14 protein-coding genes and 1 pseudogene are annotated in these 14,349 nt (G+C 75.3%); 8 read left to right on the top strand and 7 right to left on the bottom strand.

Annotation, left to right across the window (positions count from 1 at the left end):
* Window positions 1-75 precede the first annotated feature (75 nt).
* Window positions 76-888, top strand: coding sequence for a ParA family protein (locus QFZ62_RS00500; RefSeq protein WP_307500823.1), 813 nt, complete (start codon window positions 76-78; stop codon window positions 886-888).
* A 146-nt stretch (window positions 889-1,034) separates the two neighbouring features.
* Here the strand turns inward: QFZ62_RS00500 and QFZ62_RS00495 are convergent, their stop codons facing one another.
* From QFZ62_RS00495 to QFZ62_RS00480, 4 genes and pseudogenes are all read right to left on the bottom strand, one after another.
* A complete protein-coding gene (locus tag QFZ62_RS00495; protein ID WP_012038569.1) occupies window positions 1,035-1,577 on the bottom strand; it encodes a MerR family transcriptional regulator in 543 nt (180 codons plus the stop codon).
* A gap of 265 nt (window positions 1,578-1,842) precedes the next feature.
* Window positions 1,843-2,545: pseudogene (locus tag QFZ62_RS00490) on the bottom strand (MerR family transcriptional regulator).
* Window positions 2,545-3,027: an FHA domain-containing protein gene (locus QFZ62_RS00485; RefSeq protein ID WP_307500822.1), complete on the bottom strand. Its 483-nt coding sequence runs from the start codon at window positions 3,025-3,027 to the stop codon at window positions 2,545-2,547. Before QFZ62_RS00485 ends, QFZ62_RS00490 begins: the two are co-directional and overlap by 1 nt.
* A 90-nt stretch (window positions 3,028-3,117) precedes the next feature.
* Window positions 3,118-4,503 (bottom strand): cation:dicarboxylate symporter family transporter, encoded by a 1,386-nt coding sequence (locus tag QFZ62_RS00480; RefSeq protein WP_307500821.1) that lies wholly within the window; start codon window positions 4,501-4,503, stop codon window positions 3,118-3,120.
* Between the two features lie 142 nt (window positions 4,504-4,645).
* On the opposite strand from QFZ62_RS00480, the gene QFZ62_RS00475 reads away from it, so the two are divergent.
* The 5 genes from QFZ62_RS00475 to QFZ62_RS00455 all read left to right on the top strand — a co-directional run bounded on the left by QFZ62_RS00475 (window position 4,646) and on the right by QFZ62_RS00455 (window position 9,374).
* Entirely contained in the window at window positions 4,646-6,376 is a 1,731-nt protein-coding gene (locus tag QFZ62_RS00475) for an ATP-binding protein (protein ID WP_307500820.1), read from the top strand.
* The gene (locus QFZ62_RS00470) at window positions 6,373-7,095 is read left to right on the top strand and encodes a response regulator (protein ID WP_307500819.1); all 723 of its coding nucleotides are present in this window, start codon (window positions 6,373-6,375) and stop codon (window positions 7,093-7,095) included. Before QFZ62_RS00475 ends, QFZ62_RS00470 begins: the two co-directional genes overlap by 4 nt.
* A 93-nt stretch (window positions 7,096-7,188) precedes the next feature.
* On the top strand, window positions 7,189-8,235 hold the full coding sequence (locus tag QFZ62_RS00465; RefSeq protein ID WP_307500818.1) for a M4 family metallopeptidase: 1,047 nt from the start codon (window positions 7,189-7,191) through the stop codon (window positions 8,233-8,235).
* Window positions 8,236-8,517 carry a protealysin inhibitor emfourin gene (locus QFZ62_RS00460; RefSeq protein WP_307500817.1) on the top strand — a complete coding sequence of 94 codons (282 nt, stop codon included), beginning with the start codon at window positions 8,236-8,238 and terminating at the stop codon, window positions 8,515-8,517.
* A complete protein-coding gene (locus QFZ62_RS00455) occupies window positions 8,514-9,374 on the top strand; it encodes a DUF3097 domain-containing protein (protein ID WP_307500816.1) in 861 nt (286 codons plus the stop codon). The genes QFZ62_RS00460 and QFZ62_RS00455 overlap by 4 nt, the downstream gene beginning before the upstream one ends.
* A gap of 17 nt (window positions 9,375-9,391) precedes the next feature.
* Here QFZ62_RS00455 and QFZ62_RS00450 read toward each other — a convergent pair whose 3' ends face one another.
* Entirely contained in the window at window positions 9,392-10,348 is a 957-nt protein-coding gene (locus tag QFZ62_RS00450; protein ID WP_307500815.1) for an NUDIX domain-containing protein, read from the bottom strand.
* Window positions 10,349-10,389: 41 nt separating this feature from the next.
* Between QFZ62_RS00450 and QFZ62_RS00445 the strand changes: the two genes are divergently transcribed.
* Entirely contained in the window at window positions 10,390-10,869 is a 480-nt protein-coding gene (locus tag QFZ62_RS00445) for a hypothetical protein (protein ID WP_307500814.1), read from the top strand.
* 52 nt (window positions 10,870-10,921) lie between these two features.
* Here QFZ62_RS00445 and QFZ62_RS00440 read toward each other — a convergent pair whose 3' ends face one another.
* Complete coding sequence (locus QFZ62_RS00440; RefSeq protein ID WP_307500813.1) at window positions 10,922-11,929, bottom strand: NADP-dependent oxidoreductase; 1,008 nt, start codon at window positions 11,927-11,929, stop codon at window positions 10,922-10,924.
* A 116-nt stretch (window positions 11,930-12,045) separates the two neighbouring features.
* Between QFZ62_RS00440 and QFZ62_RS00435 the strand changes: the two genes are divergently transcribed.
* Entirely contained in the window at window positions 12,046-12,807 is a 762-nt protein-coding gene (locus QFZ62_RS00435) for a Pr6Pr family membrane protein (RefSeq protein ID WP_307500812.1), read from the top strand.
* Here QFZ62_RS00435 and QFZ62_RS00430 read toward each other — a convergent pair.
* Window positions 12,804-14,324, bottom strand: a complete 1,521-nt coding sequence (locus QFZ62_RS00430) for an FAD-dependent oxidoreductase (protein ID WP_307500811.1) — start codon at window positions 14,322-14,324, stop codon at window positions 12,804-12,806. The genes QFZ62_RS00435 and QFZ62_RS00430 overlap by 4 nt on opposite strands.
* Between the last annotated feature and the right edge of the window lie 25 nt (window positions 14,325-14,349).

Below are 14,349 nucleotides of genomic sequence, written 5' to 3'. Positions count from 1 at the left end.
GGCCTCTCGTCGGACGGGGCTTCGGGCACCCCCGCGTTTAGGTCTTCCCAGAGTATCGACGGTAGCCTCTCCCACGTGCATGTACTGAGCGTCAGCTCCCTCAAGGGGGGCGTGGGGAAGACCACCGTGACCCTGGGACTGGCGTCCGCCGCCTTCTCCCGCGGCTTGAGGACCCTGGTGGTCGATCTCGACCCGCAGGCCGACGTGTCCACGGGCATGGACATCCAGGTCGCCGGCCACCTCAACGTCGCCGACGTGCTCGCCTCCCCCAAGGAGAAGATCGTGCGCGCGGCCATCGCCCCCAGCGGCTGGACCAAGGGCCGCTCGGGCACCATCGACGTCATGATCGGCAGCCCGTCCGCCATCAACTTCGACGGCCCGCACCCCAGCATCCGCGACATCTGGAAGCTCGAGGAGGCGCTCGCCAACGTCGAGGCCGACTACGACCTCGTGCTCATCGACTGCGCCCCGTCGCTCAACGCCCTCACGCGCACCGCGTGGGCGGCCAGCGACCGCGTCACGGTCGTCACCGAGCCCGGCCTCTTCTCCGTCGCCGCCGCCGACCGCGCGCTCCGCGCCATCGAGGAGATCCGCCGCGGCCTCTCCCCGCGCCTGCAGCCGCTCGGCATCATCGTCAACCGCGCCCGCGTGCAGTCGCTCGAGCACCAGTTCCGCATCAAGGAGCTCCGCGACATGTTCGGCCCGCTCGTCCTGAGCCCCCAGCTGCCCGAGCGCACGTCGCTGCAGCAGGCGCAGGGCGCCGCCAAGCCGCTGCACGTCTGGCCGGGCGAGAGCGCGCAGGAGATGGCGCGCAACTTCGACCAGCTGCTCGAGCGCATCATGCGCACGGCCAAGATCGGCGACTACGCGGAGAACACCGCGCGCTGATCCGCTGCCCGGCTCCACGGCCGCGACGACGGCGCGGATCGGCATGACCGTCGAGATCGCAGGCCGGAGGCGATCGCCTCGCCGAGCACACCCGATCGCGGAGGCGCCGACCGTGCGCCCGATGCGCCGTGGCCCCGAGGAGCGGGCTAGGACGCCTTGACGGCGCGGCGGGCCGCGAGCTCGTCGGTGGGGTCCACGGTCTGCGTGTCGATCTCGACCAGGCTGTGCTCCACCTCGCGGAGCACCTTCCCGACCGCGATGCCGAAGACGCCCTGGCCGCGGCTCACGAGGTCGATGACCTCGTCGTTGCTGGTGCAGAGGTAGACGCTCGCGCCGTCGCTCATGAGGGTGGTCTGCGCCAGGTCGACGACGCCGGACTCGCGGAGCTGGTTGACCGCGGTGCGGATCTGCTGCAGGGAGATGCCGGTGTCGAGGAGGCGCTTGACGAGCTTCAGCACGAGGATGTCGCGGAAGCCGTAGAGGCGCTGGGTGCCGGAGCCCGACGCTCCGCGGACGGTGGGCTCGACGAGGCCGGTGCGGGCCCAGTAGTCGAGCTGGCGGTAGGTGATCCCCGCGGCGCGCGCGGCGACGGCGCCCCGGTAGCCGGCGCTGGCGTCCATCTCGGGGAGGCCGTCGGTGAACAGCAGACCGAGGTCGTAGCGCCCGGAGTCCGGGGTGGAGTCGCTCATCGTTCTGCCTTCCACCCCTCGCCGCCCGCCCCGGTGGGGGTCGCGCGCTGCTCAGGTCGGTTCGTCGGGATCGTGTTCTCACGGTAGCGGGGCCCGCGGGCCCGATCAACGACATCCGGCGGAAGCGCCCGGCGTGTCGCCCCGGCCCTCCGCGGCGCCCCCGTCGGGGGTGCGGATCGGCCGGTCCCGACGGCGCCCTCCGACAAGCGGACGGCCCCGTGCGGACATGTCAGTCTACGGGCCGGGCCCGTGGACGCCAGCGCGATCAGGAGGAGAGACGGCCGAGCGCGGAGCGGATGAGGCTCCCCCGCCACGACCTCGAGCTGCTGGGCGATCTCGCGCGCGAGCTCGGCGGCGTGGGCGCGGCTCGACGCGTCACGACGCCGGGACACGGGCACGAGGGCCGACTCGATGAGGCTCAGCTCGCGCTCCGCCGCCTGTCGGAAGCCGCGGAGGTGCCGGGGCTCGATGCCCGTGCGCTGCAGCTCGACGAGCGCGCGCATCACCTGCACGGCCTCCTCGCCGTAGACCTCGGCGGGCACGAGCACGCCCGCCGTGATCGCGTCGCCGAGGAGCGGCGCCGTGGCGCCCGACTCCCGCACCAGCTCCGCTCGGCTGTAGCGGCGCTCCTGGTCGAGCATGGACGCGGGCGGCGTGGTCGCCGCGCCGGGGAGCGCGGGCGACAGGCCGGCGTCGAGGTCGCGCAGGTAGGCGCGGATGACCTTCAGCGGCAGGTAGTGGTCGCGCTGCATCCCGAGGACGGTGCGGAGGCGCTCCACGTCGGCCGGGCTGAACTTGCGGTAGCCGGACTCCGTGCGGGACGGCTGGACGAGGCCCTGCTCCTCGAGGAAGCGGAGCTTGCTGTTGGTGAGGTCGGGGAACTCCGGGGTGAGGCGCGCGAGCACCTGCCCGATGCTGAGGAGACCGGGGGTGCGGGCTGGCGTCGACCGGGCGGCGGACGCCGGCACTACTCGATCGTCCGGCCGACGAGGTCGGTGCGCGACGCGTAGAACGTGAGGCGGAACTTGCCCACCTGCACCTCCGCGCCGTCCTGGAGCAGGGCGGTGTCGATGCGGACGCCGTCGAAGTACGTGCCGTTGAGCGAGCCGAGGTCCTTGACCTGGAACGACGTGCCCTGGCGGACGAACTCCGCGTGGCGGCGGGACACGGTCACGTCGTCGAGGAAGATGTCCGCGTCGGGGTGGCGGCCGGCGACCGTGACGTCGGCGTCGAGGAGGAAGCGGGCCCCCTGGTTCGGTCCGCGCCGGACCACGAGGAGGGCGGATCCCGAGGGGAGCGCCGTGACGGCGTCCTTCTCCTCGACCGACACGACGCCGTCGAGGCCCGCGAGGGCCGCTCCGAGCTCGTCGCGGAAGGTGGCCGTGGTGTCCGTGCTCGTGTACTGCTCGGGCACGCGCGTGGCGTCGTGACCCTGTTCGCGTCCATCCATGGTCGTACCTCCTGTGACCTGACAGCGTAACGGATCGGACACGGCCGGGACCACGACGGGGGACGACCCGGGCGTGGTCCCGGCGGCGGATCAGCGGGATGCGGGTCGCGGGTCGTCGCCGTGCTCGCCGGACCGGGTCACGTCGGCCTCGAGGGCCTCCGCCGGCGCCTCCAGGTCGCCGTCGTGCTCGGTGCCCATGCTCGTCTCGTCGAACGGGTCGCCGCCGCCGAGGACGAGGGCGACGCGGTCGGCGTCGATGCCGCGGGTCCACGTGCCGATGAGGAGGGTGGCGACCGCGTTCCCGGTGAAGTTCGTGAGCGCGCGCGCCTCGGACATGAACCGGTCGATGCCGACGATGAGCCCGACGCCGTCCACGAGGTCGGGGCGGTGGGACTGCAGGCCGCCCGCGAGGGTCGCGAGGCCGGCGCCGGTGACGCCCGCGGCGCCCTTCGAGGCGATGATCATGAACACCAGCAGCGACACCTGCTCGCCGATCGCCAGCGGGCTGCCGAGCGCGCTCGCGATGAACAGGGACGCCATCGTGAGGTAGATGGCGGTGCCGTCGAGGTTGAACGAGTAGCCCGTGGGCACCGTGATGCCGACGACCGGCTTCGAGACGCCGACGTGCTCCATCTTGGCGATGAGGCGGGGCAGCGCGACCTCGGAGGAGGACGTCGACACGATGAGGAGGTACTCGCGGCCCAGGTACCTCATCAGCCGGAAGATGTTGACGCGGGCGACGAACCAGAGCAGCGAGCCGAGCACCACCACGATGAAGAGCGCGCACGTGATGTAGAAGCCGATCATGAGGGTGGCGAGGCTGATGACCGCCTGGATCCCCGTGGCGCCCACGACCGCCGCGATGGCGCCGAACGCGCCGAGGGGCGCCACCCACATCACCATGCTGAGGATGCGGAACACGAGGATCTGGATGTTGCGGATGCCCTCGAGCACGGGCTCGCCGCGCTTCCCGAGCTGCTGCAGGGCGAAGCCGACGAGGAGCGCCACGAAGAGGGTCTGCAGGATGCTGCCCGAGGTGAGCGACGACAGGAGCGACGTGGGGATGATCGAGAGGAGGAAGTCCTTCTCGTCGGTCGCCTCCGCGGTGCCCTCCGGGGCGCGCAGCCCGCTGAGGTCGAGGCCCTCGCCCGGGTGGATGAGGTTGCCGACGACGAGGCCGATCGCGAGCGCGAACGTCGACATGACGATGAAGTAGAGGAGCGCGAGCCCGCCGACCCGGCCGACCGTGGCGGCCTTCGCCACGGATCCGACGCCGAGCACGATGGTGCAGAAGATGATGGGCGCGATCATCATCTTGATGAGGGCGACGAACGCGTCGCCGACGGGCTTGAGCGCCACGCCCGTCTCGGGGGCGACGAGGCCCACGGTGACGCCGAGGAGCACCGCCACGATGACGGCGATGTAGAGGTAGTGCTGGCGGTCCAGGCGGCGGAGCGCGGCGATGGGGTTGGTCATGGGACGTCCTTGTCTCGTGAGCGGCGCCGGCGCACGGGGTGCGCCAGGCGGTCACGTCAGGATGTCCCAGGGGGCGGGACGGCCCGGGGTTGTGTTCATAATGTTCCTGCCGGGGTGCCGGCAGCGGACGCGAGGAGGCAGCATGTCGCGAGCCGCGCTGCCCGGCCGCATCCGCCTCCGCCGCCCCGGCCTCCCGCGCGGCATCGCGGCGCGGCTCCTCGCGGTCCAGCTGGCCGTGCTCCTCGTCGTCGCCGTCGTCGCCACGGCGGCGCTCTGGGCGGACTCCCGCCAGCGCGCCGAGCAGGCCGCCGCCGACCGGAGCCTCGCGGTGGCGACGACCGTGGCGGACTCGCCGCGCGTCGCCGAGGGGCTCACCTCCGCGGATCCGACGGGCGCGCTCCTCGACTACTCGCTCGACGTGACGCGCGACACCGGCGTCGACTTCGTCACGATCATGGACCGCGACACGGTGCGGGTGACCCACCCCGACCCCGACGAGATCGGCCGGACGTACCGGGGCACCACCGGCCCGGCGCTCGCGGGACGGTCCCTGACCGAGACCTCCACCGGGACGCTCGGGCCGAGCGTCCGCGCGGTCGTGCCCGTGCGCGACGCGGACGGCGGGATCGTCGGGCTGGTCGCGGCCGGGGTCACCGTCGAGCGCGTGACCGAGGTGCTGGGTGCCCGGCTGCCGGGGCTCGTCGGCACGGTCGGCGCGCTCGCGCTGCTGCTCGCGGCCGGCGCGGTGCTCCTCAGCCGGTCGCTCGAGCGGACGACGTGGGGCCTCGGGCCCGAGGAGATGGCGCGGATGCTCGCCTACTACGAGTCGGTGCTGCACTCCGTCGGCGAGGGCATCGTGCTCGTCGACCGGGACAGGCGGCTCGTGCTGCACAACGACCAGGCGGCCGAGCTGCTGGAGACGGACCTCGACCCGGCCGACGCGCCCGTCGCGGTCGAGGCGCTCGGCCTCCCGCCCGCGATCGAGCGGATGCTGGCCGCCGGGACGACGGCCGACGAGGTCGTGCACCTGCCGTCCGGGCGGGTGCTCGTGGTCACGCAGCGGCCGGCGCTGCCGACCGGCCGCACGGGGAGCGCCGCACGGCTCGGGACGGTGACGACGCTGCGCGACCGCACGGAGGTCCAGCGCCTCTCGGGCGAGCTGGCCACCCTGCGGACGCTCGCCGACGCGATGCGCGCCCAGACGCACGAGTTCGCGAACCGGCTGCACACGATCGTCTCGCTCATCGAGCTGGAGCGGCCGCGCGAGGCGCTCGCGCTGGCGGCGGCGGAGCTCGAGACGGACCGGCGGGCGTCGGAGGACGGGCTGACGGAGGACGCGGATCCCGTCGTGCGGGCGCTCGTGCGCGGCAAGGCGGCGCAGGCCGCGGAGCGCGGCGTCCAGCTGACCGTGCGCGTCGCCGAGGGCACGGGCGATCCGGGCGTCCCCGCCCCGGAGCTCGTGACCATCCTCGGCAACCTCGTGGACAACGCGATCGACGCCGCGGCCGACCCGTCGGTCGCCACGGCGCGCGGGGACGACCGGGGGCGGGTCGAGTTGTCGCTGTCGCGGACGGGCGCGGGCGCGCTCGTCATCGAGGTCGCGGACGACGGTCCGGGCGTGGATCCCGCGGTCCGGCCGCGCGTGCTGGAGTTCGGCGTGACGACCAAGACGGGCGACGCGGGGCCGCGCGGGGTGGGGCTCGCGCTCGTCGCGCGATCGGCCGCGCGGCTCGGCGGCGCGGTCGACGTGGGCGACGCGGACTCCCGGCTGGGCGGCGCGCGCGTCCGGGTGGTGCTGCCGGCGGACCCCGCGGGGCCCCGCGTCGACGACGACGCGGCCGACGTGGCCCGCGCCGGGGAGGTGCGCGCGTGATCCGGGTGCTGGTGGTCGACGACGACGTGCTGACCGGGGAGGCGCACGCCCTCTACGTCGGCCGGCTCGACGGCTTCGCGGTCGCGGGGGTCGCGCACACGGGCGGCGAGGCGCTGCGGCTCGTCGCCGAGGCCGGCGCGGACGGGATCGACCTCGTGCTCCTCGACATGACCCTGCCGGACATGCACGGCCTCGAGGTCTGCCGCCGGCTGCGCGCGGCCGGACGCGCGACGGACGTCGTCGCCGTGACCGCGGTGCGGGACCAGGCCGTGGTGCGCAGCTCCGTGACCGCGGGGATCGTGCAGTACCTCATCAAGCCGTTCACGTTCGCCGCCTTCGCGGAGAAGATGGCGGCCTACGTCGGCTACCGCGAGGGCCTCGGCGCGGGGAGCGGCAGCACGACGCAGCTGCAGGTCGACCGGGCGCTCGCCGCGCTGCGCTCCCCCGCGTCCGACTCCCGGCTGCCCAAGGGCATGTCGGCCGAGACGCTCGACCTCGTGCGCGGGATCGCCCGCGGGGACGGGCCCGCGGGCGGCGGGGTGGACGGCGCGCCGGTCGCGGAGGGCGTGTCCGCCGCGGAGGTGTCCGGCGCTCTCGAGGTGTCGCGCGTGACCGCCCGCCGGTACCTCGAGTACCTCGCGGACGTCGGCCAGGTGGAGCGCGTGCCGCGGTACGGGACGCCCGGGCGGCCGGAGCTCGGGTACCGCTGGACGCGGTGAGGCGCCGCGCGGCACCGGATCCGGTCGCGGCACGGCGGGGCGGGATCCGCCCCGGCCCGTGACGATGTCGCCGCCCCGTGCGAGTCTCGGGGCATGAGACGCACGATCCTCCCGCCGTACCTGCTGACCCGCCTCGCCGAGGCCGACCCCGAGCGCATGTCCGCCGCGCGGCAGGCCGCGCGCCGCGCGCTCCGCGACCAGGGGCCGCTCATCCACGACCGACGGGGACCCGGTGCCGAGCCGGACGCGTCGGCGCGCGCGGATCGCGACCCGTCCGGGATCCACCGCACGATCTCCGACGCCGGGAACCGCGAGGAGCTGCCCGGCCGCACGGTGCGCGTCGAGGGGGCGCCCGACACCGGCGACGCGGAGGTCGACGAGGCCTACGCGGGCCTCGGCGCCACCTACTCCCTGTTCTCCGAGGTCTACGGCCGGGAGTCGCTCGACGACCGGGGCCTCCCGCTGCTCGCGACCGTGCACTACGGCGAGGAGTACGACAACGCGTTCTGGGACGGCACGCGCATGGTCTTCGGCGACGGAGACGGCGAGGTGTTCGCGCCGTTCACGCGCTCGCTCACGGTCATCGGCCACGAGCTGACGCACGGGGTCACGGAGCTGACGCTCGGCCTCGTCTACCAGGGGCAGTCGGGCGCGCTCAACGAGTCGATCTCCGACGTCTTCGGCGTCCTCGTCGAGCAGCACGCGCTCGGGCAGTCGGCCGACGAGGCGACCTGGCTCGTGGGCGCGGAGCTGTTCCTCGACCGGTCGACGGGGCTCGCGCTGCGGTCGATGCGCGTGCCGGGGACGGCCTACGACGACGACGTGCTCGGGAAGGACCCGCAGCCCGGCCACATGGACGACTACGTGGAGACGCAGGAGGACAACGGCGGGGTCCACATCAACTCCGGGATCCCGAACCGCGCCTTCGTCCTGGCCGCCACGGCCATCGGCGGCGCGGCCTGGGAGGGCGCGGGACGGATCTGGTACGACGTGCTCGAGTCGGGCAGCGTGCGGGCCGATTGCGACTTCCCGGCGTTCGCCCGGGCCACGATCGACGCGGCGGCGGCGCGGTACGGTGAGGACGCGTCCGAGGTCGCCGCGGTCCAGGCGGCGTGGGAGGGCGTCGGGATCGAGGTCTAGGTGGAGATCGCCGTGTCGCGCACGGGCGGGATCGCGGGCATGACCCGCACCTGGTCGGTGCGCGTGGACGACGGCGCGGACGAGCAGGCGGCGTGGTGCGCCCTCGTCGACGACTGCCCCTGGGACGAGCCGGCCCCGCCCACGCCCGGCACCGACCGCTTCACGTACCTCGTGCGCGCCGACGACCGGGAGGCGCACCTCGGCGAGGCCGCCGTCGAGGGCCCGTGGCGTCGGCTCGTCGACCGGGTGCGCGAGGCGTCCCGTGGGAGCCTGGGGGGATGACGCCGCCTCCCCTCGACGACGACCGCTACGGACAGGACGTGCTCGCCACCGGCTGGCGCGGCCCCGCGAAGGCGGCGCCCCGGCCGCAGGACGCGACGCGCGACCTCGTGGTGGAGGAGCTGTCGACGGGGTTCTGCGGTGCGATCGTGCGCGTCGAGTCCGGCATGGTCGTGCTCGAGGACTTCCGGCGGAAGCAGCGCACCTTCCCGCTCAGCGGATCCTTCCTGCTCGAGGGCGAGCCCGTCGCGCTCCGGGTGCCGCGCGTCGCGCCCGCCGGCCCCGCGCGCACCGCGTCCGGGTCGCTCGCGGTCGCCGACCGGCAGGCGCGCGTGGCGCTGCCCAGCCGGATCTTCGTGGAGGGCCGGCACGACGCCGAGCTCGTGGAGAAGGTGTGGGGCGAGGACCTCCGCATCGAGGGCGTCGTCGTGGAGTACCTCGAGGGCGTCGACCACCTCGACGAGGAGCTCGACCGGTTCCGCCCCGGGAAGGGCCGCCGCGTCGGCGTGCTCGTCGACCACCTCGTGCCCGGATCCAAGGAGAGCCGCATCGCCGAGGCCGTCGCGCGCGGGCCGCACCGGGCGCACGCGCTCGTGGTCGGGCACCCCTACGTCGACGTGTGGCAGTCGGTGAAGCCCGCGCGGCTGGGCCTCCGCGAATGGCCCGTGATCCCGCGGAGCGTCGAGTGGAAGCACGGCATCTGCGCCGCGCTCGGCTGGCCGCACGAGGAGCAGGCGGACATCGCCCGGGCCTGGCAGCGGATCCTCGGCCAGGTGCGCTCGTACCGGGACCTGGAGCCCGCGCTCCTCGGCCGGGTGGAGCAGCTCATCGACTTCGTGACGGATCCCGCCGGCCGGTAGCCGCCGGCCCGCCCGGCCTAGCGCGCGTCGCGGGCCGCGCGCGCGTCGAGGAGCGCGCGGATGCGGCCGGGACCGAGCACGCGGGCGCCGAGCTCCTCGACGCGCGCGGCCAGCCCGCGGTCGGCCGTGACCACCACGACCTCCCGGCCGGCGTCCCGCGCCGCGGCGACGACCCGCGCGATCTCGCCGTCGCCGTCCGCCGGGGCCGGGACCACGGTCAGCCCGGGGGCGCGGAGGACGGGGAGCGCGGGATCCGTCGCGGGCACCTCGGGGAGCGCCGCGTCGCGCGCGGCGCCCTCCACGACGGCCACGACGTCCGGCCAGCGCACGTCGCCCGGCAGGTCGAGGTCGGCGGCGGGCAGCCCGTCGCGCGCCAGGGCGTCGAGCTCGGCGAGGAGGCGGGTCGTGGAGCCGGCGCGGTCCCGCCACCAGCCGTCCGGCCGCGAGCCCAGGAGGTTCGCGGTGTCGACCACCAGGGTGACGTCGCGCGCGAGCTCCGCGCGCAGCATGGGCCAGGATCCGCCGAAGCCCGGGTGCAGCGGCAGCGCGTCGACCTCGTCGACCGGCACCCAGCGCAGCTCGATGCTCTCGGCGTCGGCGACGCGCGGCTCGAAGGGGCGGAGGACGCGCGCCGTGACCGTGGCGTAGCTCCAGAAGCCGAGGTCGAGCACGGTGGCGAGCACCGGCCGGATCCCGGCGGGCGGCACGCCCGCCTCCTCGGCCGACTCGCGCGCCGCGCCGTCGACGGCGGACTCGCCCGCGTGACGCGCCCCGCCCGGGAGGCCCCACGTGCCGCCGTGGTGGCTCCAGGCGACGCGGTGCTGCAGGAGGACGCCGCGGTCGGGGTCGTGCACGAGGAGGCCCGCAGCGCCGAAGGCGCCCCAGAAGCGCTGGCCGTCGGGACCCTCGACCCACGCGTCGCCGCTGTCGCGATGCGCCCCGCGCGGGGGCTCGGGCGGGCGATCGGCGCTCATGCGATCCACCATCTCACGGCCGCCTTGGGTAGCGTCGGAGGATGTCGTGCATCAGGTTCACCACCGCCGCGCAGCTCGAGGCCCTGCACCGGACCGCGCCCGCCGTCCTCACCGCGGAGCAGGCCGCCGCCCTGCATCCCGCGCCCGAGGTCACGCCCAGCAAGATCCGCCGGCTGCGCCTGCTGGCCGAGCACCGCGATCCCAAGGTGCGCGAGAGCGTCGCCAGCAGCCGGCACGCGCCGCTCGACGTGCAGCAGGCGCTCGCGCGCGATCCCGACGAGGGCGTGCGGGCGTGCCTCGCACGGAACTCCGCCACGCCGGCGGCCGTGCTCACGATGCTCGTGGGCGACACCTCGGAGCGCGTGCGCTCGTGGCTGGCCGTGAACGACGCGACGCCGCGGGCCGCGGTCGTGATGCTCGAGTGCGACGAGTCGCCCGCCGTGCGCGACCTGCTCCGCTGGCGCGAGGCGCACATCGAGACGCCGGCCGAGCCGGAGCCCGCCGAGGTCCTCCGCACCTGACGGCGTCGATCCGGGGCGCGCGGACACCGCGCGACCCCGGCCGACGTCCGCGTCAGGCCCGGCCGTCGGCGACGTCGCGGGCCTTCGCCGTGCTCCGCCGGTCGCCCGGGTAGTGCACGGGGCGCATGCCGAGCACGATCTTGCCGCGCGCGTGCCGGCGCTCCAGGTCGTCGAACGCCTCCTGCACCTGGGCCAGCGGGTAGAAGCCGGAGACGAGCACGTCCACCTCGCGCTTGGCCGCGAGCTCGGCGACCGTGGCGAGGGTCCGGGACCGGTGCACGTCGTCCTCCTCGACGGGCGGCAGCACGGCCTCGAGCTCGAGGTGCTTCCGGTCGTCGCTGGAGCTGAAGCGCTTGGCCGCGACGCCCAGCTCCTCGGCCACCTGCTCGCCGCCGCCGAAGTTGTCGACGAAGGCCTGCACGCCGTTCGGGGCGGCCTTCCGGATCCGGTCGGCGAGGCCGTCCCCGTAGACGACGGGGGTGACGCCGATCTGGCGGAGGTAGTCGAAGTTGCGCTCGCCGCACGTGCCGATGACGCGGGCGCCGCGGCGCATCGCGAGCTGGGCCTCGATGCTGCCGACACCGCCTGCCGCGGCGGACACGACGAGGGTGTCGCCCTCGCCCACCGTGACGGCGTGCAGCACGTCGTGCGCGACGAGGCCCGCGAGGAAGAGGCCGCCCGCGACCTCCCACGGGAGCTGCGCGGGCTTCGGGACGACGTTGCCCGCGGGCACGACCACGTGCGTCGCGTGCGCCGCCATGACGGTGTGGCCGAGGACGTCCTGGCCCTTGCGGAAGCGCGTGACGCCCTCGCCGACCGCGGCGACGCAGCCCGCGAAGTCGCTGCCCTGGCCGTTCGGGAAGGCCGTCGGCACCTCGTCGGGGAAGCGGCCCTGCCGGATGTACGCCTCGATGTGGTTGATGCCCGCGGCGAACACCTCGACGAGCACCTCGCCGGGGCCGGGCGTCGGCCGCGGGACGTCGACGACCTCGAGGACGTCCACACCCCCGAAGGAGGCGAACTGCACCTGCTGGCTGGTGGATCGCGATGAAGGGCTCATGGCGGTCATCCTGCCGTCCCCGCCCGCGACGCGCGAGGGCACGGAGGCGATCGTGAGACCTCGTTCGTAGACTGGACGCGACGGGGATGCCGGGAGTCGGCCGCGATCGGAGTGCTGTGCAGAGGATCCTCGGTGCCGTGCGCCTGGCCGCCGCGCTCGTGGGCGTCGTCGCGCTCGCCGCGGACTTCGACTACGTGCAGGGGTTCACGACCTTCGCCGCGGAGAACTGGTTCAGCTACTTCACCACGCAGAGCGGGATGGCGGGGGTCGTCGTGCTCGCCGCGTCGGGCCTCCACGCGCTCCGCGGCGGCATCGAGCCGCGGCTCATGGCGGCCGTGCGCGCCGTCGTCCTCAGCTACGTCGTGGTGTCCGGCGTCGTCTTCGGGCTCATCGTGCTGGAGTCGAGCGCGCAGGCCTACTACGTCGAGGTGCCGTGGTCGAGCCGGCTGCTGCACTTCGTGATCCCGGCGTACGCGCTCCTCGACTGGACCCTCGCGCCCGGCCGCCCGCGCGTGACCTGGAAGGCCGTCGGCTGGGCGATGCCGTTCCCCCTCGCCTGGTGCGCGTTCACGGAGATCCGCGGGCCGCGCGTCGGCTGGTACCCGTACTTCTTCCTCGACCCCGCGCAGGTGGGCGTGCCGTTCGAGATCGCCGCGTGGCTGGCGCTCGTCGCGGGCGTGCTGGCGGGCGTGACGGCGCTGGTCGTGGGCCTCAGCCGAGTTCGGCCGGCGGATGCGCCGCCGCGGGCGGGGGCAGTCGAGGACGCGGCCTCCCCGGGGAGCGCTCCTGGGCTCGCGTCGCCGCCGCCGGCCGTCCCGGATCCCGCGGAGGACGCGCCCGCCGCGCCGCACCCGGCCGCCGCGCGCGTCGACCGCTAGGGCGTCGGAGTCGGGCTCGGCGTCGCCGTCCCGCCCGGTCCGTCCGTCGGGGCGGGCGTCGCCGGCTCGAGGAGGTCCGGATCCGCGAAGGGCAGGAGCGTGCGGAGCGCCGCCGCGCGCAGCTCCTGGTCGTCCATGGCCGCGACGCGCTCGGCCGCCAGGGCGCCGACCTCGGCCATGAGGACGGGCTCGCCCGAGATGGGCATGAGGTTGTACCAGCGCGTGATGCTCCCGTCGGCGTCGTGCGAGGTCCACACCGTGGCGGTCGTCGACCAGAACGGCGCGGCGAAGCGGAGCCAGATCCGATCGGCGCGGCCGGGGCCGAGCGCGCGGATCGCCTGGTCGTGCGCGGCCGGGAGCGCCGGGTCGAACGCGATCGCGCCCTCCTGCAGCACCCCGAGCGGCACCGTGACGACGACGCGGTCGACCGAGAGGGACTCGCCGGATCCGAGGCGCAGCCCCACCCGCCCCTCGCCGTACGCGATGCGCGACACCGTGGCCTCCCGCAGGACGTCCATGTCCTGGTCGCGCAGCAGGTGCTGCACGAGGCCGGCGAAGCCGCCCGTGACGGCGACGTTGCCGACGGGCCCCGGCTCGTCGAGGCCGTGGGCGGCGGAGAGCTCGTCCGGGGCGGCGCCGTGGGCGATCGCGACGTCGGTCGCGATCAGCGCGGCGAGATCGGCGGCGGGCGAGGCCGCTCCGCCGTCCGCGTCGAGCTCGTCGGCGCCGGTGTCGCGCAGGGCGGCGGCGAGGCTGGTCGCGCCCGGCTGGGCGAGGGCGTGGGCGCGCGCGCCGGCGAGGGCGTCGGATCCCGCGGTCGACGGATCCCGCACCTGCCCGTCGGGGCCGCGGTGCTCGGGGATGAGCGCGAGGCCGTACCGGGAGATGCCCGCCGCCTCGACGGCGTCGCGGAGCACGTGGTCGTCGTCGGCGGCGAGCCAGAGCGCGCCGAGCTCGGCGGGGTGCGGCCAGTCCGGGCTGTCGATGCCGCCGGCGGCGCGGATCCTGCCGCCGAGCTCCGCGCGCGCCTCGACGAGCACGACGTCGTGCCCGGCGTCGCGGAGGGCCCGCGCGGCGGCGGTGCCCGCGATGCCGGCGCCGACGACGGCGACGCGCTCGGTGCCGGCGCCCGCGCGGTCCACCTCGTCCGCCGCGCGCAGGCCGGACGCGTAGGCGCCCGCGACCGTGCCGGGGCGGTCGGCGCTCGTCGCCTCGCCGGCGAAGAAGACGCGGTCGTCGACGGGACGCGCGAGGGCCTCGCGGTCGGCGCGCGTGGCGCCGGGGCGCAGGAAGCTGCCGGATCCCCGGGCGAACGGGTCGCCCGCCCAGTCGGAGCGCGCGAAGGCCACCGGATCCGGGAGGCCCGTGGCATCCGCCGTGGGCACGGGCGTCGGCGTCGCGGAGGGCATCGACGTGGGGGTGGCCGGGGTGGGCGTCGTCCGCGTGCACGCCGCGAGGCCGAGGAGCGAGAGCCCCGACACGGACGCGGTGAGGAGTGTGCGGCGGGTGATCGACATGCTCGGGCCAGCGTACCGGGGAGCC

Origin of the sequence: Clavibacter sp. B3I6, from assembly GCF_030816895.1 — a bacterium.
GTDB lineage: Bacteria > Actinomycetota > Actinomycetes > Actinomycetales > Microbacteriaceae > Clavibacter.
The sequence above is the reverse complement of the archived record's forward strand: the minus strand, read 5'-3'. Positions and strand labels throughout refer to the sequence as shown.

Excerpts from the sequence above, each read along its gene's own strand:
- QFZ62_RS00495 (WP_012038569.1), bottom strand. The coding sequence starts at position 1,577 with ATGAGCGACTCCACCCCGGACTCCGGGCGCTACGACCTCGGTCTGCTG.
- QFZ62_RS00485 (WP_307500822.1), bottom strand. The coding sequence starts at position 3,027 with ATGGATGGACGCGAACAGGGTCACGACGCCACGCGCGTGCCCGAGCAG.
- QFZ62_RS00480 (WP_307500821.1), bottom strand. The coding sequence starts at position 4,503 with ATGACCAACCCCATCGCCGCGCTCCGCCGCCTGGACCGCCAGCACTAC.
- QFZ62_RS00475 (WP_307500820.1), top strand. The coding sequence starts at position 4,646 with ATGTCGCGAGCCGCGCTGCCCGGCCGCATCCGCCTCCGCCGCCCCGGC.
- QFZ62_RS00465 (WP_307500818.1), top strand. The coding sequence starts at position 7,189 with ATGAGACGCACGATCCTCCCGCCGTACCTGCTGACCCGCCTCGCCGAG.
- QFZ62_RS00455 (WP_307500816.1), top strand. The coding sequence starts at position 8,514 with ATGACGCCGCCTCCCCTCGACGACGACCGCTACGGACAGGACGTGCTC.
- QFZ62_RS00450 (WP_307500815.1), bottom strand. The coding sequence starts at position 10,348 with ATGAGCGCCGATCGCCCGCCCGAGCCCCCGCGCGGGGCGCATCGCGAC.
- QFZ62_RS00445 (WP_307500814.1), top strand. The coding sequence starts at position 10,390 with ATGTCGTGCATCAGGTTCACCACCGCCGCGCAGCTCGAGGCCCTGCAC.
- QFZ62_RS00440 (WP_307500813.1), bottom strand. The coding sequence starts at position 11,929 with ATGAGCCCTTCATCGCGATCCACCAGCCAGCAGGTGCAGTTCGCCTCC.
- QFZ62_RS00430 (WP_307500811.1), bottom strand. The coding sequence starts at position 14,324 with ATGTCGATCACCCGCCGCACACTCCTCACCGCGTCCGTGTCGGGGCTC.